This is a genomic window from Streptomyces sp. NPDC053665 (assembly GCF_055585285.1).
The window spans coordinates 679,919-698,012 of record NZ_JBVJKK010000001.1 but is presented as its reverse complement, the minus strand read 5'-3'; the positions used below and the strand labels follow the sequence as shown (position 1 = coordinate 698,012).

At 73.1% G+C, this 18,094-nt stretch carries 17 protein-coding genes; 8 read left to right on the top strand and 9 right to left on the bottom strand.

The window, feature by feature from the left end; genetic code table 11:
• Positions 1–51: 51 nt before the first annotated feature.
• From ACZ6ZN_RS02970 to iolC, 5 genes are read right to left on the bottom strand one after another with little or no spacing between them, the layout of a single operon-like run.
• Complete coding sequence (locus ACZ6ZN_RS02970) at positions 52–837, bottom strand: GntR family transcriptional regulator (protein WP_451879776.1); 786 nt, start codon at positions 835–837, stop codon at positions 52–54.
• A 58-nt stretch (positions 838–895) separates the two neighbouring features.
• Positions 896–2,767 carry a 3D-(3,5/4)-trihydroxycyclohexane-1,2-dione acylhydrolase (decyclizing) gene (gene iolD / locus ACZ6ZN_RS02965; protein WP_469642621.1) on the bottom strand — a complete coding sequence of 624 codons (1,872 nt, stop codon included), beginning with the start codon at positions 2,765–2,767 and terminating at the stop codon, positions 896–898.
• Entirely contained in the window at positions 2,764–3,657 is an 894-nt protein-coding gene (iolB, locus tag ACZ6ZN_RS02960) for a 5-deoxy-glucuronate isomerase (protein WP_469642620.1), read from the bottom strand. Before iolB ends, iolD begins: the two co-directional genes overlap by 4 nt.
• 55 nt (positions 3,658–3,712) lie before the next feature.
• Entirely contained in the window at positions 3,713–4,591 is an 879-nt protein-coding gene (locus ACZ6ZN_RS02955; RefSeq protein WP_398107768.1) for a Cgl0159 family (beta/alpha)8-fold protein, read from the bottom strand.
• A gap of 13 nt (positions 4,592–4,604) precedes the next feature.
• Positions 4,605–5,582, bottom strand: a complete 978-nt coding sequence (gene iolC, locus ACZ6ZN_RS02950) for a 5-dehydro-2-deoxygluconokinase (protein WP_398107767.1) — start codon at positions 5,580–5,582, stop codon at positions 4,605–4,607.
• 321 nt (positions 5,583–5,903) lie between these two features.
• Here iolC and ACZ6ZN_RS02945 point away from each other — a divergent pair, with 321 nt between their 5' ends.
• Genes ACZ6ZN_RS02945 through ACZ6ZN_RS02925 form a run of 5 tightly spaced genes read left to right on the top strand, consistent with a single transcriptional unit; the run spans position 5,904 to position 10,858 of the window.
• Complete coding sequence (locus tag ACZ6ZN_RS02945; RefSeq protein WP_469642617.1) at positions 5,904–6,923, top strand: sugar ABC transporter substrate-binding protein; 1,020 nt, start codon at positions 5,904–5,906, stop codon at positions 6,921–6,923.
• Complete coding sequence (locus ACZ6ZN_RS02940) at positions 6,923–7,999, top strand: ABC transporter permease (RefSeq protein WP_398107765.1); 1,077 nt, start codon at positions 6,923–6,925, stop codon at positions 7,997–7,999. The genes ACZ6ZN_RS02945 and ACZ6ZN_RS02940 overlap by 1 nt, the downstream gene beginning before the upstream one ends.
• Positions 8,000–8,004: 5 nt before the next feature.
• A complete protein-coding gene (locus tag ACZ6ZN_RS02935) occupies positions 8,005–8,916 on the top strand; it encodes an ATP-binding cassette domain-containing protein (protein WP_469642615.1) in 912 nt (303 codons plus the stop codon).
• A gap of 1 nt (position 8,917) precedes the next feature.
• Positions 8,918–9,820: a sugar phosphate isomerase/epimerase family protein gene (locus ACZ6ZN_RS02930; protein ID WP_469642613.1), complete on the top strand. Its 903-nt coding sequence runs from the start codon at positions 8,918–8,920 to the stop codon at positions 9,818–9,820.
• An 18-nt stretch (positions 9,821–9,838) separates the two neighbouring features.
• The gene (locus ACZ6ZN_RS02925; RefSeq protein WP_469642611.1) at positions 9,839–10,858 is read left to right on the top strand and encodes a Gfo/Idh/MocA family protein; all 1,020 of its coding nucleotides are present in this window, start codon (positions 9,839–9,841) and stop codon (positions 10,856–10,858) included.
• A gap of 99 nt (positions 10,859–10,957) precedes the next feature.
• On the opposite strand, the gene ACZ6ZN_RS02920 is transcribed toward ACZ6ZN_RS02925, so the two are convergent.
• The 3 genes from ACZ6ZN_RS02920 to ACZ6ZN_RS02910 are packed head-to-tail and all read right to left on the bottom strand — an operon-like array spanning position 10,958 to position 13,950.
• The gene (locus tag ACZ6ZN_RS02920) at positions 10,958–11,962 is read right to left on the bottom strand and encodes a Gfo/Idh/MocA family protein (protein WP_469642610.1); all 1,005 of its coding nucleotides are present in this window, start codon (positions 11,960–11,962) and stop codon (positions 10,958–10,960) included.
• Between the two features lie 45 nt (positions 11,963–12,007).
• Entirely contained in the window at positions 12,008–12,784 is a 777-nt protein-coding gene (locus ACZ6ZN_RS02915) for an SDR family oxidoreductase (RefSeq protein ID WP_469642608.1), read from the bottom strand.
• An 8-nt stretch (positions 12,785–12,792) separates the two neighbouring features.
• Positions 12,793–13,950 carry a phytanoyl-CoA dioxygenase family protein gene (locus ACZ6ZN_RS02910; RefSeq protein WP_469642606.1) on the bottom strand — a complete coding sequence of 386 codons (1,158 nt, stop codon included), beginning with the start codon at positions 13,948–13,950 and terminating at the stop codon, positions 12,793–12,795.
• A gap of 108 nt (positions 13,951–14,058) precedes the next feature.
• On the opposite strand from ACZ6ZN_RS02910, the gene ACZ6ZN_RS02905 reads away from it, so the two are divergent.
• Both ACZ6ZN_RS02905 and ACZ6ZN_RS02900 read left to right on the top strand, forming a co-directional pair.
• On the top strand, positions 14,059–15,087 hold the full coding sequence (locus ACZ6ZN_RS02905; protein ID WP_398107758.1) for a LacI family DNA-binding transcriptional regulator: 1,029 nt from the start codon (positions 14,059–14,061) through the stop codon (positions 15,085–15,087).
• A gap of 65 nt (positions 15,088–15,152) precedes the next feature.
• A complete protein-coding gene (locus ACZ6ZN_RS02900; RefSeq protein WP_469642604.1) occupies positions 15,153–15,764 on the top strand; it encodes a TMEM175 family protein in 612 nt (203 codons plus the stop codon).
• Between the two features lie 37 nt (positions 15,765–15,801).
• On the opposite strand, the gene ACZ6ZN_RS02895 is transcribed toward ACZ6ZN_RS02900, so the two are convergent.
• Positions 15,802–16,965 (bottom strand): Gfo/Idh/MocA family protein, encoded by a 1,164-nt coding sequence (locus ACZ6ZN_RS02895; RefSeq protein ID WP_398107756.1) that lies wholly within the window; start codon positions 16,963–16,965, stop codon positions 15,802–15,804.
• Positions 16,966–17,076: 111 nt separating this feature from the next.
• Here ACZ6ZN_RS02895 and ACZ6ZN_RS02890 point away from each other — a divergent pair, with 111 nt between their 5' ends.
• A complete protein-coding gene (locus ACZ6ZN_RS02890) occupies positions 17,077–18,084 on the top strand; it encodes a LacI family DNA-binding transcriptional regulator (RefSeq protein WP_469642601.1) in 1,008 nt (335 codons plus the stop codon).
• Positions 18,085–18,094 lie beyond the last annotated feature (10 nt).

Sequence of the window (18,094 nt, the reverse complement as noted above, 5' to 3'; positions counted from 1 at the left end):
CGTATGTTTACGGTGTATATGTACGACTTTGCACCCGGTGTGGGGGGTGGGTCAAGGCCTCACCAGCAACTGGAAGTCGAACGAGTACCGCGAGGCGCGGTAGACGTGCGTGCCGTACTCGACCGCGCGGCCGGTGTCGTCGAAGGCGGTGCGCCGCATGGTGAGCAGCGCCGCCCCCTCCGCCTCGTCCAGGCGCGCCGCCTCCCGCGCCGTGGCCGCACGGGCGCCCACCCGCTGGCGGGCACTGTGCAGGGTGATGCCCGCCGCGCGCAGCATCCGGTACAGGCCCGTCGACTCCAGGCGCGCGCCGTCCAGGTCGAGCAGCCCGGACGGGAGGTGGTTGCGCAGCAGGGCCACCGGCGTGCCGTGGGTGCTGCGCAGCCGCTCCAGCAGGACGACCTCGCTGCCCTCGGGCACCCCGAGGGCGGCCGCCACGTCGCAGGCCGCCGGGACCGTCTCGTGGCGCACGACCCGGGTGGCCGGCCCCTGCCCGGCCGCCTCCAGGTCGTCGTACAGGCTGCTCAGTTCCAGTGGGCGCCTGACCTTGCTGTGCACCACCTGTGTGCCCACTCCGCGCCGGCGGACCAGCAGGCCCTTGTCGACCAGGCACTGGATGGCCTGGCGGACGGTGGGGCGGGACAGGCCGAGGCGGACCGACAGGTCCACCTCGTTGCCCAGCAGGTCCCCGGGGGCGAGGAGCCCCTGCCCGATCGCCCGCTCCAGCTGCTGTGCGAGCTGGTGGTACAGCGGCACGGGGCTGATCCGGTCCGGGGCGAAGTGCAGCGAGGCGAGGGCGGGGGCGGCCGCGGTGCGGGCCCGGTCACCGGTCTTCGCCATGGGGATGCCCCTTCCGAGGGTCGGGTCGAGCAGCGCGGCCGGAGCGGTGGCGGTGGCGTCAGAGGTGGCGGCGGCGCCCGGCGGCCCCGCGGTCGTAGCGGGCACGGGCCTCGACCGCGGCCGGCCGGGAGGCGGTCTCGGCGACGGGCACGTCCCACCAGGCCTCGGCCGGCGGGGCGGTCGGGGCGGGGGCGGTCTCCACGTACACGCACGTCGGCCGGTCCGCGGCGCGGGCCGCGGCCAGGGCCTCCCGCAGCTCCCGCACGGTCTTGGCGCGCAGCACGTCCATGCCGAGGCTCGCGGCGTTGGCCGCCAGGTCGACGGGCAGCGGGGCGCCGGTGAAGGTGCCGTCGGCGGCCCGGAACCGGTAGGCGGTGCCGAAGCGCTCCCCGCCGGTCTCCTCCGACAGGCCGCCGATGGAGGCGTAGCCGTGGTTCTGCAGCAGGACGACGGTGAGCGGCAGGCCCTCCTGGACGGCCGTGACGATCTCCGTCGGCATCATCAGGTAGGTGCCGTCGCCGACCAGCGCCCACACGGGCGTACCCGGGGCGGCCTGCTGGACGCCGATGGCGGCCGGGATCTCGTAGCCCATGCAGGAGTAGCCGTACTCCAGGTGGTACTGGCGCGGGCTGCGCGCGCGCCACAGCTTGTGCAGGTCGCCGGGGAGCGACCCGGCTGCGTTGATCACCACGTCCTCGTCGCCCACGACGGCGTCCAGCGCGCCCAGCACCTGTGTCTGGGTCGGCACCGCGCTGTCGTCGGCCGCCCGGTAGGCGGCCTCGACGACCTCCTCCCAGCGCTCCTTGCCGGCGCGGTACTCGGCCTCGTACGCCTCGGGCACGCGGTGTCCGGCCAGTGCCCCGGTCAGCTCCTCCAGCCCGGCGCGGGCGTCGCAGACCAGGGTGCGCGCCGCCAGCTTGTGGGCGTCGAAGCCGGTGATGTTCACGTTGAGGAACCGCACGTCCGGGTTCTGGAAGAGCGTGCCGGAGGCGGTGGTGAAGTCGGTGTAGCGGGTGCCGACGCCGATGACGAGGTCGGCCGCGCGGGCGAGGTCGTCGCTGACGGCCGTGCCGGTGTGGCCGATGCCGCCGAGGTCGGCGGGGTGGTCGTGACGCAGGGAGCCCTTGCCCGCCTGCGTGGAGGCCACCGGGATGCCGGTGGCCTCCACGAACGCCTTCAGGGCGTCCTCGGCCTCGCTGTGGTGGACGCCGCCGCCCGCCACGATCAGCGGCCGCTCGGCCGACCGGATCGCCTCGACGGCCGCCGCCAGCTCCACGGGGTCCGGGGCGGGACGCCGGACGTACCAGACGCGCTCGGCGAAGAACTCCTCCGGCCAGTCGTACGCCTCCGCCTGCACGTCCTGCGGCAGGGCGAGGGTGACGGCGCCGGTCTCGGCCGGGTCGGCCAGCACGCGCATCGCCTGGAGCGCGGAGGGGATCAGCGCCTCGGGGCGGGTGACGCGGTCGAAGTACCGCGACACCGGGCGCAGGGTGTCGTTGACCGACACGTCGGCCTCGACCGGGTGCTCCAGTTGCTGCAGCAGCGGGTCGGCCGCGTGCGAGGCGAAGTAGTCCCCGGGCAGGAGCAGCACCGGCAGCCGGTTGATCGTCGCGAGCGCCGCCCCGGTGACCAGGTTGGTGGCGCCCGGGCCGATGGAGGTCGTCACCGCCTGGGCGGACAGGCGGTGGAGCTGGCGGGCGTGGCCGACCGCCGCGTGCACCATGGACTGCTCGTTGCGGCCCTGGTGGTACGGCATCGCCTCGGCGTGCTCGAGCAGCGCCTGGCCGATCCCGGCGACGTTGCCGTGGCCGAAGATGCCCCAGGTCCCGGCGATCAGCCGGCGGCGCACGCCGTCGCGCTCGGTGTACTGGGCGGACAGGAACCGCACCAGGGCCTGGGCGGTGGTCAGTCGGCGGGTGCGGGCGCTCATCGGGTCCTCTCCGGGGCGGTGTAGAGGGGCAGGCGGGGGTCGACCGGCTGGTCCGGCCAGGTGTCGCGGATCCACGCGTGGTCGGGGTGGTCGCAGATCAGCCAGGCGCGCTCGGCCTCCGGGCCCGCCATGACGTTGAGGTAGTACATGTGGTGGCCGGGTGTGGCCATCGACGGGCCGTGCCAGCCGTCCGGGATGAGCACCACGTCGCCGTCGCGGACCTCGGCCAGCACGTCGGTGTCCCGGCCGGGTCCGGAGGGGGAGACCCGCTGGTAGCCGAGGCCGGGGACGCCGTCGTGGCCGGCGAACTCGAAGTAGTAGATCTCCTCCAGCACCGACTCCTCGCCCGGCCGGTGCTCGTCGTGCTTGTGCGGCGGGAACGACGACCAGTTGCCGCCGGGGGTGATCACCTCGACCGCGATGAGCTTGTCGCACTCGAATACGCCGGCCGCGCCGAAGTTGTTGACCTGCCGGGAGCAGGTGCCGGTGCCGCGCAGCTCCACGGGGACCTCGGAGGCGGGGCCGTAGCGGGCGGGCAGCCGGCGCGTGCAGCGCGCTCCGGTCAGCGCGAACCGGCCGCCGGCGGCGGAGGTCACGGTGGCCCGGGCGTCGCGCGGCAGGTAGGCGAAGTCGCTGACGCCGCTGAAGACGTCGGGGCGGCCGGCGAGGTCGAAGGTGTCCTGGCCGAAGTCGTCCGCCGCGGCGACCGTGCAGCCGCCGGAGAGCGGGACGACGATCCACTCGCTGTCGCCGGTGTCGAAGGTGTGCGTGCCGCCCGGCGGCAGCTCCAGGACCCGCAGGCCGGCGAAGGCCAAGCCGGCCGACCCGGGCGTGACGTCGACGGTGTAGGGGCCGCCCCGGGCCTTGCCCGCGGGGAGGTGATACGTCATCGTGTGCCTTTCGGATCACGGCGGATGCGACTCACGGACCGGTTCACGGACTGGCTCACAGCAGGCCGACGGCGGTGTCCACCGCCTCCTCCACACTGCCCCCGGCCGGGTAGAGCAGCGACCGTCCGACGACCATCCCCTGGACGGTCGGCAGCCGCAGGGCCTTGCGCCAGCGTTCGTAGGCGCCCTCCTGGTCGCCGCCGACCTCGCCCCCCAGCAGCACCACCGGCAGGGTGGAGGCCTCCAGCACCGCCCCCATGTCGTCCGGGTCGTCGGTGACGGGCAGCTTCAGCCAGGTGTAGGCGGAGGTGCCGCCCAGGCCGGAGGCGATGGCGATCGACCTGGTGACGGCCTCGGCGGACAGGTCGTTGCGGACCCTGCCGTCGACCCGGCGGGAGATGAACGGCTCGACGAACAGCGGCAGCCGCCGGGCGGCCATGGCGTCGACCGCCCGGGCGGAGGACTCCAGCGTGGCCAGCGAGCCCGGGTCGTCGTAGTCGATGCGCAGCAGGAGCTTGCCCGCGTCGAAGCGGAGGCGGTCGATGTCCTCGGCCCGGTGGCCGGTGAAGCGGTCGTCCATCTCGAAGGAGGCCCCGGCCAGGCCGCCGCGGTTCATCGAGCCCATGACGACCTTGTTCTCCAGCACGCCGAGCAGGAGCAGGTCGTCCAGGATGTCGGCGGTGGCGAGCACCCCGTCGACACCGGGCCGCGACAGCGCGGTGCACAGCCGCTCCAGCAGGTCCGCGCGGTGCGCCATGGCCAGGCGGCGGTCGCCGACCGCCAGCGCGCCGCGCGCCGGGTGGTCGGCGGCCACGATCATCAGCCGGCCGCTCTCGCCGAGCAGCGGGCGCCGCGTCCGGCGGGCCGCGGCCTCGGCGACCGCCTCGGGGTTGCGGGCCCGGACCGTGGTCAGCTCGGGAATGCCGATGTTCAAGGAAGGCTCCGTTTCAGTGGCTCGTGCCCGGCGACGGCACGCCGGCGAGGAGGTCCTCGACCTCGGACGCGGTGGGCATCGCGGAGGAGCAGGCGAGGCGGGAGGCGACGAGGGCGCCGGCGGCGTTGGCGTGGCGCATGGTCCGCTCCAGGTCCCAGCCGGCGAGCAGACCGTGGCAGAGGGCCCCGCCGAAGGCGTCGCCCGCCCCCAGGCCGTTGACCACCTCGACCGGCACCGGCGGCACCTCGGCCCGGCTGCCGTCGCGGTGCACGGCCAGCACGCCCTTCGGCCCCTGCTTGACCACGGCCAGCTCCACCCCCGCCTCCAGCAGGGCGTCGGCGCAGGCGTGCGGTTCGCGCACCCCGGTGGCGATCTCGCACTCGTCGAGGTTGCCGACGGCGACCGTGGCGTTGCGCAGGGCCTCGCGGTAGTGCGGGCGTGCCTCCTCGGGGTCGCGCCAGAACATCGGACGCCAGTCGAGGTCGAAGACGGTGACGCCGGCCCGGTCGCGTGCCTTGAGCGCGGCGAGCGTGGCCGAGCGGCTCGGCTCCTCGCTCAGGCCGGTGCCGGTGATCCAGAAGATCCGGGCCCCGCGGATCGCGAAGAAGTCCAGTTCGCCGGTGTGGATCTCCAGGTCGGGCGCCTTGGGGCGGCGGTAGAAGTACAGGGGGAAGTCGTCCGGCGGGAAGATCTCGCAGAACGTGACGGGCGTCGGGTACGCGGCGACCGGGGTGACCCAGCGGTCGTCCACGCCGAAGCCCGTCAGCTCCTGGTGCAGGTACGCGCCGAAGGGGTCGTCGCCGGTACGGCTGATCAGCGCGGTGCGGCGGCCCAGGCGGGCGGCGGCCACGGCCACGTTCGCCGCCGAACCTCCCAGGAACTTCCCGAAGGTCTCCACGTCGGCCAGGGGCACGCCCGTCTGGAGGGGATAGAGGTCGACCCCGATGCGGCCCATCGTGATGACATCGAAATACTGGGCTGGCCCGGTCATGGGCGACCTCCTCGGAAGCTGGGGATGCGGCCCCGAGGGGCCCCTGACACGGTGGGGGCGGGGCTCCGCGGGACCTGCCGCCTCCCAGGTGTAGGTCGCGGAAGGCGGCGCTGTCAATACTTTGTTCTTACATTCGGACCTGCTCGTGAAATGATGTCTTAACAAAGTATTGACAGCGGGCGCGGCAGGGACTTGTATCCCGTGCCATCGCAACAGTCGGTGTGCGGCATCATGATCCGGACTCCGTAAGGCTCCGGGACCACGGATCCCTTCGTGATCCCTCCCTTTCCCCCGCAGCAGCACAGTGAGGTGCCAGGAAAGATGGACCGCTCTTCCCACCCCCGCTCCCGCAGGCTCGCGCCCGTCGTCGCCGTCGCCGCGGCGGCGGCCCTGACCCTCGCCGGCTGCTCCAGCAGTTCCGGGGGCAAGAAGTCCGAGGAAGGCGGCGCGAACGCCTCCGCCGGCAAGGCGAACACGCCCCGCATGACCGTCGCCCTGGTCACCCACCAGGCACCCGGTGACACCTTCTGGGACACCGTCCGCAAGGGCGCCGAGGCCGCGGCCGCCAAGGACAACATCAAGCTCGTCTACTCCGCCGACCCGAACGCGGGCAACCAGGCCAACCTGGTCCAGAACGCGATCGACCAGAAGGTCGACGGGATCGCCGTCACCCTCGCCAAGCCGGACGCGCTCAAGGGCGTCATAGGCAAGGCCGGGAAGGCCGGCATACCCGTGGTGGGCCTCAACAGCGGCCTCAGCGACTGGAAGGACCTCGACCTGCTGGAGTTCTTCGGCCAGGACGAGTCCGTCGCCGGTGAGGCCTTCGGCAAGAAGCTCAACGAGGTCGGCGCCAAGCACGCGCTGTGCGTGGTGCAGGAGCAGGGCAACGTCGGTCTGACCCAGCGCTGCGACGGCGTGGAGAAGACCTTCGACGGCAAGCTCGACACCCAGAACGTCAACGGCACCGACATGCCGTCCGTGAAGTCGACGATCACCGCCAAGCTGAAGCAGGACCCGTCGATCGACTACGTCGTCACCCTCGGCGCCCCCTTCGCCCTGACCGCGGTCCAGTCCGTCGGCGACGCCGGCAGCAAGGCCGAGATCGCCACGTTCGACCTGAACAAGGACCTGATCAAGGCCATCAAGGCCGACGACATCAAGTTCGCCGTCGACCAGCAGCCCTACCTCCAGGGCTATCTGGCCGTCGACGGCCTGTGGCTCTACAAGAACAACGGCAACTACAGCGGCGGCGGCGAGCAGCCCGTGCTGACCGGCCCGGCCTTCGTCGACAAGTCCAACGTCGACCGGATCGGGGAGTTCGCCGCGAAGGGCACCCGGTGATGAGCATGACCCAGCAGGCCACGCCGGCGGTGGACACACCGCCGGCCCCCGGCCCCCGGCAGTCCGACGGGCGCACGCGGCAGCGGCCGCTCGCCCTGCGGCTGCTCGCCCGCCCCGAGGTCGGGGTCTTCCTCGGCGCCGTCGCCGTCCTCGTGTTCTTCCTGTTCGCCGCGCCGCCCGTGCGTGACGGCAGCTCCATGGCGAACATCCTGTACCAGTCGTCGACCATCGGGATCATGGCGCTGCCCGTGGCCCTGCTGATGATCGGCGGCGAGTTCGACCTGTCCGCCGGCGTCGCCGTGGTCACCTCCGCGCTGACCGCGTCGATGCTCAGCTACCAGCTCACCCTGAACGTCTGGGTCGGCGTGGTCGTCGCCCTCCTGGTGTCCCTCGGGATCGGCGCCTTCAACGGCTGGATGCTGGTGAAGACCGGCCTGCCCAGCTTCCTCGTCACCCTCGGCACCTTCCTGATCCTCCAGGGCGTCAACCTCGCGGTGACCAAGCTGGTCACCGGCAACGTCGCCACCGACGACATCAGCGACATGGACGGCTTCGCGCAGGCGCAGAAGATCTTCGCCTCGAGCTTCGAGGTCGGCGGGGTCAACGTCAAGATCACGGTGGTGTGGTGGCTGGTCTTCGCCGCCCTGGCCACCTGGGTGCTGCTGCGCACCCGGTACGGCAACTGGATCTTCGCCGTCGGCGGCAACAAGGACTCCGCGCGGGCCGTCGGCGTGCCCGTGACCTTCACCAAGATCTCCCTGTTCATGCTGGTCGGCTTCGGCGCCTGGTTCGTCGGCATGCACCAGCTGTTCTCCTTCAACACCGTCCAGTCCGGCGAGGGCGTGGGTCAGGAGCTCATCTACATCGCCGCGGCCGTCATCGGCGGCTGCCTGCTCACCGGCGGCTACGGCTCCGCGATCGGCCCGGTCTTCGGCGCGTTCATGTTCGGCATGGTGCAGCAGGGCATCGTCTACGCCGGCTGGAACCCGGACTGGTTCAAGGCCTTCCTCGGCGTCATGCTCCTCGGCGCCGTCCTCATCAATCTGTGGGTCCAGCGCACGGCGACCCGGAGGTGACCGCGATGACCAGCAACACACCCGGCACCCACGGCGCCGTCCTGAAGGACGAGCCGACGGCCGGAGACCGCCCCCTCGTCGAACTGCGCGACGCGGGCAAGTCCTACGGCAACGTCCGCGCCCTGCACGGCGTCGACCTCGCCGTCCACCCCGGCAAGGTGACCTGCGTCCTCGGCGACAACGGCGCCGGCAAGTCCACCCTCATCAAGATCATCTCGGGGCTGCACCAGCACACCGAGGGCGAGTTCCTCGTCGACGGCGAGCCCGTGCGCTTCTCCACCCCGCGCGAGGCCCTCGACCGGGGCATCGCCACCGTCTACCAGGACCTCGCGGTCGTCCCGCTGATGCCGGTGTGGCGCAACTTCTTCCTCGGCTCCGAGATGACCAAGGGCCCCTGGCCCGTGCGGCGCCTCGACATCGAGAAGATGAAGAAGACCGCGGACGAGGAGCTGCGCAACATGGGCATCGTCCTGGACGACCTGGAGCAGCCCATCGGCACGCTCTCCGGCGGCCAGCGCCAGTGCGTCGCCATCGCCCGCGCCGTCTACTTCGGCGCCCGCGTCCTCATCCTGGACGAGCCGACCGCGGCCCTCGGCGTCAAGCAGTCCGGAGTGGTGCTGAAGTACATCGCCGCCGCCCGCGAGAAGGGCCTCGGCGTCATCTTCATCACCCACAACCCGCACCACGCCTACATGGTCGGCGACCACTTCAGCGTGCTGCGCCTCGGCACCCTGGAGATGTCCGCGGACCGCAGCGAGGTCAGCCTCGAAGAGCTCACCAACCACATGGCCGGCGGCGCCGAACTGGCCTCCCTGAAGCACGAGTTGGCTCAGGTCCGCGGCGTCGACGTCCAAGGGCTCCCAGAGGAGGGGGAGATCGGTTCTCCCGCAGCCGCGTCGTCGGAAGGACAGTCCTGACATGACCCACGCGCTCGACCGCATCCGGGTCGGCTCCGCCCCCGACTCCTGGGGCGTCTGGTTCCCCGACGACCCCCGGCAGGTGCCCTGGGAACGCTTCCTCGACGAGGTCGCCGAGGCCGGCTACTCCTGGATCGAACTGGGCCCCTACGGCTACCTGCCCACCGACCCGGCCCGGCTCACCGACGAGGTGACCCGCCGCGGCCTGAACGTCTCGGCCGGCACGATCTTCTGCGGACTGCACCGCGGCCCCTCCGAGTGGGACTCCACCTGGGAGCAGGTCAGCCGGGTCGCCGCGCTCACCCAGGCCATGGACGCCGGGCACCTGGTGGTCATCCCGTCCTTCTGGCGCGACGACAGGACCGCCGAGATCCTGGAGCCGCCGGAGCTGACGACCGAGCAGTGGCGCCACCTCACCACCGGCATGGAGCGCCTCGGCCGGGAGGTCAAGGACACCTACGGCCTGGACATCGTGGTGCACCCGCACGCCGACACCCACATCGACACCGAGGAGCACGTCGAGCGCTTCCTCGACTCCACCGACTCCCGGCACGTCAACCTCTGCCTGGACACCGGGCACTACGCCTACTGCGGCGGCGACAGCGTCAAGCTGATCGAGACCTACGGCGAGCGCATCGGCTACCTGCACCTGAAGCAGGTCGACCCGGAGATCCTCGCCGACGTCGTGAAGAACGAGGTCCCCTTCGGGCCGGCCGTCGCCCGCGGTGTGATGTGCGAACCGCCCGCCGGTGTGCCGGAGCTGGGTCCGGTCCTCACCGCGGCGCAGAATCTCGGCGTGGACCTGTTCGCCATCGTCGAGCAGGACATGTACCCCTGCGAGCCGGACAAGCCGCTGCCGATCGCCGTGCGGACCCGCGCGTTCCTCAGGTCCTGCGGCGCCTGACGACCCGAAAGGACGGCCATGACCGAGCGTGCCCCTCTCGGAGTCGCGGTCATCGGAACCGGACGGATGGGCGCCGACCACGCCCGCCGCATCCACGAGGTCACCAGCGGAGCACGGGTGGCCGCCGTCGCGGACGTCGACGCGGAGCGGGCGAAGGCCGTCGCCGCCCGCGTCGGCGGCTGCACCGTCCACACCGACCCGGTGGCCGCGATGGAGGCGGACGGCGTCGACGCCGTCCTGATCGCCTCCCCGGGCCCGTCCCACGAGGCCGCGCTGCTCGCGGCGTTCGCACGCGACCTGCCCGTGCTGTGCGAGAAGCCCCTCACCCCCGACGCGGCCTCCGCCCTGCGCGTCCTGGAAGCCGAACAGCGCCTCGGCCACCGCCGGGTCCAGGTCGGCTTCATGCGCCGCTACGACCCCGAGTACGCCAGGCTGAAGACCCTGCTCGCGACGGGACAGCTGGGCCGCGCGCTGATGCTGCACAACCGGCACCGCAACGTCGCCAGCGCGCCCTCCTTCACCAGCTCCATGCTGGTCACCGACTCCGTCGCCCACGAGGCCGACGCGACCCGCTGGCTGCTGGGCCACGAGATCACCGCCGTCACCGTGCTGCGCCCCACCCCCTCGGCCGGCGCCCCGGACGGCCTGCAGGATCCCCAGTTCGTCGTCTTCGAGACCGACGGCGGCGCCCTCAGCGACGTCGAGATCTTCGTCAACTGCGGCTTCGGCTACCAGGTCCAGGCCGAGCTGGTCTGCGAACGCGGCACCGCCCGCATCGGCGACGGGCACGCCCTGGTCACCCACATGGCCGGCCGCTGGGGCGGCACCATCGCCCAGGACTGGACCGAACGCTTCGAGACCGCCTACGACCGCGAGATCCAGACCTGGGTCGACGCCACCCGGCGCGGCGAGGTGACGGGCCCGAGCGTCTGGGACGGCTACGCCGCGGCGGCGGTGTGCGAGGCGGGCGTACGGGCGCTGCGCGACGGCGGACGGGTGGCGGTCGAACTGGTGGACCGGCCCGCGCTGTACGCCTGAGGAGCCGCCCGCAGGGGGGAGGGCCCGGTACCGGTACCGGGCCCTCCCCCCTGCGGGCCTGGCGCGCGCTCACGCGCGGGCCGCACGCGCGGCGGCCGCTCAGGCCTGCCGCACCTCCTCGATGGTCACCGGCCGGTGCTCGTGCAGCGACAGCGTGCACGCCTCGGCGATCCAGCCCGCCTCCAGGGCGTCCTCGATCGTGCAGGGCGAGGGCCGCACACCGGCCACGACCTCGGTGAATGCGGTCAGTTCGGCGCGGTAGGCGTCGGTGAAGCGGTCCATGAAGAAGTCGTGCGGGGTGCCCGCCGGGAACGTCACGCCCGGCTCGACCGAGCGCAGCGGCAGCTTGTCCTCCAGGCCGACCGCGATGGAGTCCGCGAAGCCGTGGATTTCCATGCGGACGTCGTAACCCCGCGCGTTGTGACGGGAGTTGGAGACGACCGCGAGGGTGCCGTCGTCCAGGGTGAGGATCGCGCCCGTGGTGTCGGCGTCGCCGGCGTCCTTGATGTAGTCCGCACCGCGGTTGCCGCCCACCGCGTAGACCTCGCTCACCTCGCGGCCGGTCACCCAGCGGATGATGTCGAAGTCGTGCACGGAGCAGTCGCGGAAGATGCCGCCCGACGCGGCGATGTAGGCGGCCGGCGGGGGCGCCGGGTCGAGCGTGGTCGAGCGGACCGTGTGCAGCGTGCCGAGTTCACCGCCCAGCACGGCGGCGCGGGCGTTGACGAACCCGGCGTCGAAGCGGCGGTTGTAGCCGATCTGGACCGGCACGTCCGCACCCCGCAGGGCCCGGAGCACCTCGACGCCCTCGCTCATGGTGCGGGCCACGGGCTTCTCGCAGAACACCGGCACGCCGGCCTCCACCCCGGCCAGGATCAGCGCGGGGTGGGCGTCCGTGGCGGCCGCGACGACGACGCCGTCCACCCCGGCGGCCAGCAGGGCCTCCGGGGAGTCCACGACCTCGGCCCCGAACCGCTCCGCGGCGGCCTTGGCCGCGTCCGCGAACGGGTCGGTCAGCACGAGGGAGTCGACGGCGTCGAGTCCGGAGAGGGTCTCGGCGTGGAAGGCGCCGATGCGGCCGAGGCCGAGGATTCCGATACGCATGAGGTGGTGCTCCTGGAGAGGGTGAGGGGGGCGTGCGGGTGGTGCTCAGTCGAGTCCGCCGAGGACGTTCTGGTCCCAGTCGATCACCGACCCGGTGACCACCCCGGACCGGTCGGACAGCAGCAGGACGACGAAGTCGGCGATCTCGTCCGGCCGGCCCAGCCGGCCCATGGGCAGCCTCGCGGCGGCTTGCTCGCGCCAGTCGTCCCCGGCCCCGTGGAAAGCCCGCTGCGTGGCGTCCTCGCCCTCGGTCGCCGTCCAGCCGATGTTCAGCCCGTTGATCCGGATGCGGTCCCAGCGGTGCGCGTGCGCGGCGTTGCGGGTCAGGCCGATCAGGCCGGCCTTCGCGGCGACGTACGGGGCGAGGAACGGCTGGCCGCCGTGGGCCGACGACGTGATGATGTTGACGACCGTGCCGGGCGCCCCGCGCGCCACCATGTCGGCGACCGCCGCCTGCATCGCGAAGAACGGCGCCTTCAGATTGATCGCGATGTGCTGGTCGAACAGGTCCGGCGTGGTGTCCAGCAGGGTGCCCCGGGACGTCAGCCCGGCCGAGTTGACCAGGCAGTCGATCCGCCCGTGGGCGCCGACGGTCCGCGCGACGGCGCCCCTGGCCTGCTCGGCGTCGGCGAGGTCGGCCCGTACGAAGCGGGCCCTGCCGCCCGCGGCGGTCAGTTCCGCGGCCAGCGCCTCGCCCGGCCCGGTGCGCCGGCCCGTGACGACGACGGCTGCCCCCTCGCGCACCGCGGCCCGCGCGACGGCCGCGCCGACCCCCTGGCTGCCGCCGTTGACCAGGACGACCTTGTCCTCGAGAAGTCCCATGGAGTTCCTCAGCTCTCCCGCCGCCGCGCGGCGGCCCGCAGCTCCGCCCGGAGCACGTCCGGTTCCCACCGCTGGGCGAGCGCCCGCCGTACCAGGTCCGCCTGCGAGGGCGGGGCCAGTCCGTCCAGCGGCGGGTCGCGGTCGAGGTTGGTGGGGAAGGGGTAGCCCTCGGCGCTCGCCGCGATCACGTGCTCCAGCCAGGCCCGGTCCGCGCCCTCGGCCTGGCGCCTGAGCAGCACCGGGTACACGGCGCCGACGACGGCCTCCCGGTCCACCGTCTCCATGGCCCGCCCGAACGCCGACGACACCTGCAGCAGATTGGCCATGCGCCGGATCCCGGTGGAGCGGTTGGTGCCGGCCGCGTGGAAGAGGGCCGGGTTGAAGAACACCGCGTCGCCCTTGGCCAGCGGCAACTGCACCTGGTGCGCCTCGAAGTAGGCCCGGAACTCCGGGCGCCGCCAGGCGAGGTAGCCCGGCTCGTACTTCTGCGAGTGCGGCAGGTACATCGTCGGCCCGGACTCCACCGGCATGTCGCAGTGCGCGACCGCGCCCTGGAGGGTCAGCACGGGGGAGAGGCGGTGCACGTGCGCCGGGTAGGCGGCGGCCGCCTCGTCCGTCAGGAAGCCCAGGTGGTAGTCGCGGTGGGCGCTCTGCGCGGCGCCGCCCGGGTTGACCACGTTCAGCTGGGAGGTGACCTGGTAGCCGGGGCCCAGCCAGGCGGTGGCCACCAGGGCGAGGACGTCGTTGGCGTAGTAGTCGGCGAACGCCTCCGCGTCGTGCAGGGCCGCCTTCTCCAGCGCGTTCCACACGCGGTCGTTGGCGCCGGGCGCGGCGAAGTGGTCGCCGGCGGCGGCGCCCGAGGCGCGCTGCTCGGCGATCAGCGCCTCGAAGACGGCGGTGGCCCGGTCCACGACCGCCGGATCGGGGAACGCCCCGCGGAAGACGACGATGCCGGGGCCGTCGGCGAGGGCCCGCACCAGCTCGGCCTGCACCACGCGGTCGCCCTCGAGCAGCGCGCAGTCGTACACGGGCACGTCGCGCTCCACGGTGGAGGCGTGCGGGTAGTCGGTGGGATCCGTCGCCTGCTCGACCAGGGCGCGGAACGCGTCGAGGTCGCAGTCCTGTTCGGACAGCCAGGCGCGGTGGTGGACGGAAGTGAAGGACATCGTCGTCCCTTCGGGGTCACGGAGCGACGCAGCCCTGCCATTCTTGTCAGTACAAACCCCTCGAACAACCAGCAGCGAGCCATCAAAAACCCCTCAAGGAGCCGGCGCATGGGCCACCCCTTCCCGATCCGGGAGATCGCACGTCAGGCGGGACTGAGCGAGGCCACCGTCGACCGGGTCCTGAACGGCAGGGGAGGCGTGCGCGAGAGCACCGCGCGGGAGGTCCACCAGGCCATCGCCGACCTCGACCGCCAGCGCACCCAGGTCCGGCTGGTCGGCCGGACGTTCATGGTCGACATCGTCATGCAGGCCCCGGAACGCTTCACGACGGCGGTGCGTGCCGCACTGGAGGCCGAACTGCCGTCCCTGCACCCGGCGGTGCTGCGCTCGCGCTTCCACTTCCGCGAGACCGGCGCGGCGGACCTGGTGCGGATTCTCGACCGCATCGCCCGGCGCGGCTCGCAGGGCGTCGTCCTCAAGGCCCCGGACGTTCCCGAGGTCACCGCCGCGGTCGGGCGTCTCGAAGCCGCCGGAATCCCCGTGGTGACGCTGGTGACCGACCTGCCCGCCAGCGCCCGCCGCGCCTTCGTCGGCATCGACGACCGGGCGGCGGGCGCCACGGCCGCCTATCTGACGGGCCAGTGGCTGGGGGAGCGCCCCGGCAACGTCCTCACCAGTCTCAGCAGCGGGTTCTTCCGCAACGAGGAGGAGCGCGAGATGGGCTTCCGCAGCGTCATGCGCGCCCGCCACCCGGAACGCGCGCTGGTCGAGATCGCCGGGGGGCAGGGCCTGGACGCCACCCAGTACGACCTGGTGCGCGCCGCACTGGAACGCGACCCGGACATCCGCGCGGTGTACTCCATCGGCGGCGGCAACATCGCCACGCTGCGGGCCTTCGACGACCTGGGCCGCGAGTGCGCCGTGTTCGTCGCGCACGACCTCGACCACGACAACACCCGCCTGCTGCGCGAGCACCGCCTGTCCGCCGTGCTCCACCACGACCTGCGCCAGGACGTGCGCGAGGCCTGCCACACCGTCATGCGCGCGCACGGCGCCCTGCCGCCCGCGGGCCCCACGCTGCCGTCGGCGATCCAGGTGGTGACGCCGTACAACATGCCCGCGCAGGCGGCCGTGTGATCCGCCCGCCGGGCCCGGGCGTGGGTCCGGCTCAACACCGGGTGCGCGCCCTACCGTCGGGCACCATGTGGACCTCGCGCCCGGAGGGCGGCCCCGAGCGGCTGGTGACCCTGGTCGACGGCGTGTTCGCCATCGCCATCACGCTGCTCGTCCTGGACCTCTCCGTGCCCCGGGACCTCGATCCGGCCGCCTACCGCGCCGCCCTGCGCGACCTGCTGCCCGACATCGGTGCCTACGCGCTCAGCGTCGCGGTGCTGGGCAGCTTCTGGCGCGACCACCGCCGCATCTTCCAGGACGTCCGGGAGATCGACGGGCAGGTCATCGGCATCTCCATGGCCGGCCTCGGGGTCGCGGCCCTGGTCCCGTTCCCGACCAGACTGCTCGCCGAGTACGGGGCCCAGCCCGTGTCGGTGGCGATCTACTCCGGCGCGGTCGCCGCGCTCGCCGCCGCCCACCTGGCCGTCGCCGCCGTCCTGGCCAGGCGCCCCCGGCTGCGCCACGGCCGCGTCTCCGAGGCGGCCACCCCGCTCTACCTCCTCGACAGCGCCACGTCGGTGGTGGTCTTCACCGCCACGGCCCCGCTCGCCCTCGTGGCCGGCCCCCGGATCATGTGGGTGTGGCTGCTCCTGGTGCCGGTGAAGGTCTACCTGGGCCGCAGACTCCACACCCCGACCTGAGGTCGCGGGTGCGGTGAAGTGCACCCTCCGGCGGCGCTCACCGCGGCCCGGACACGTCCACCCACTCACCGCCGGCCGCCGACCGGGCCATCGCGTCCAGGGCGGCCGCACTGTGCACGGCGTCCCGCAGGGTCGCCCCGTACGGAGTGCCCTCGGCGACCGACCGCAGGAAGCGGTACGCCTCGACGACCTTCAGGTCGTCGTAGCCCATGGCGTTCGCCGCCCCGGGCTGGAACGCGGCGAACTCCCCGTGCGCGGGGCCCGCGTACACCGTGGTGACGGACTGGTCCTGGTACGTCGTGCCGCGGCTGACACCCAGCTCGTTCATGCGCCGGAAGTCCCAGAAGACCGCCCCCTTCGTGCCGTGCACCTCGAAGCCGTAGTTGTTCTGCTCGCCGACCGAGACCCGGCAGGCCTCCAGCACGCCGCGCGCCCCGGAGGCGAAACGCAGCAGGCAGCTGACGTAGTCCTCGTTCTCCACCGGGCCCGGCTCCCCGCCCGCGGCCCGGCCGTGGCCCGCCGTCGCGCCGGTGGGGCGGGCCCGCTCGGGCAGGAAGATCGCCGTGTCGGCGGTGAGGGACGCGATGTCGCCGAGCAGGAAGCGCGCCAGGTCGACGCCGTGCGAGGCCAGGTCGCCCAGCACGCCGCTGCCCCCGCGCTGCCGCTCGTAGCGCCAGGTCAGCGCCCCCTCGGGGTGGGCGGCGTAGTCGCTGAACAGCCGCACGCGGACATGCGTGACCGTGCCCAGTTCCCCGGAGGCGATCAGCTCGCGCGCCGCCTCGACGGCGGGCGCGTTGCGGTAGTTGAAGCCCACCGCGCCCTGCACACCCGCCGCGGCGACCGCGTCCGCCACCGCGCGGGCGTCCGCGGCGGTCAGGCCCACCGGCTTCTCGATCCAGATGTGCTTGCCCGCCTCGGCCATGGCGACGCCGATCTCGCGGTGCAGGAAGTTCGGCGCGGTGATGCTCACCGCCCGCACCCGCGGGTCGGCGGCCACCTCACGCCAGTCACGGGTCGTCGAGGCGAAGCCGAACTGCGCCGCCGCCTCCTCCGCCCGGCCGGGCACCTCCTCGGCGACGGTCACCAGCTCGGGGGCGAGGGGCAGCTGCGGATAGTGGTGGCGCACCCGCGCGTACGCCTGGGTGTGCACCCGCCCCATCCAGCCGAATCCGATGACGGCGACGCCGAGCGTGTCCACCATGAGAGCCCCTCTTTGGACCGTTCCAGAACCTGTCCACGCCACCCTGAGCGGGCCCTGAGCAGCCTGTCAACCCTTTGACAAGCGCACGGCCCGCATGGAACGGTCCACAGCATGACGAGACCGCCGACCATCCGGGACGTCGCCGAGCGGGCCGGTGTCTCCAAGTCGCTGGTCTCCCTCGCGCTGCGCGGCTCCGACCAGGTCCGCCCCGAGAAGCGGGAAGCTGTCCTGCGGGCCGCCCGCGAGCTGGGCTACCGGCCCAACGCGGCCGCCCGCAGCCTGAGCGAACAGCGCACCCGCACGATCGGCGTCCTGCTGAACGACCTGCGCAACCCCTGGTTCGTCGACCTCCTGGACGGCCTGAACCCCCTGCTGCACGCGAACGGCCTGCGCATGCTGCTCGCCGACGCCCGTCTCAACCGCCGTGCCGGCCAGGACCCGGCCGACCCGCTGCTGGACCTGCGGGTCGACGGACTGGTCGTGGTCGGGACCCTGCCCGACCCGGCGGCGCTCGAGGAGGTGGCCGGGCGCATCCCGGTCGTCCTGGCCGGCTCCCGCGAGCCCGCGCCGCCGGGCGCCGACGTCGTGGCGGGCGACGACGAGCAGGGCGCCCGGCTGGCCACCGAGCACCTGATCGGCCTCGGCCACCGCCGTATCGCGCACATCGCCGGGTACGGCGCGGTGGGCGGGCTGCGCAGCCGGAGCTTCGCGGCGACCATGCGCCGGCACGGCCTCGCGGACCTGGCGGTGGCGGAACCGGGCGACATGACCGAGGAGGGCGGCTACCGCGCCACCGTCCGGCTGCTCAGCCGCCCCGACCGGCCGACGGCCGTCCTTGCCGTCAACGACATCACCGCCGTCGGTGTGCTCTCGGCGGCCGAGGAGCTGGGGCTCCGCGTCCCGCGCGACCTGTCCGTGGTGGGCTACGACAACACCAGCATCGCCCGGCTGCGGCACGTGTGGCTGACCACGGTCGACCACGCCGGCCACGAGGTCGGCCGCCGCGCGGCCCGCTGCCTGCTGGACCGCTTCGACGACCCCGCGGCCCCCGGCCGCGAGCAACTCGTCGCGCCCGCCCTGGAGATCAGGGGGACGACGGCCGCACCGCCCGCGCGCTGACGGCGTCCCG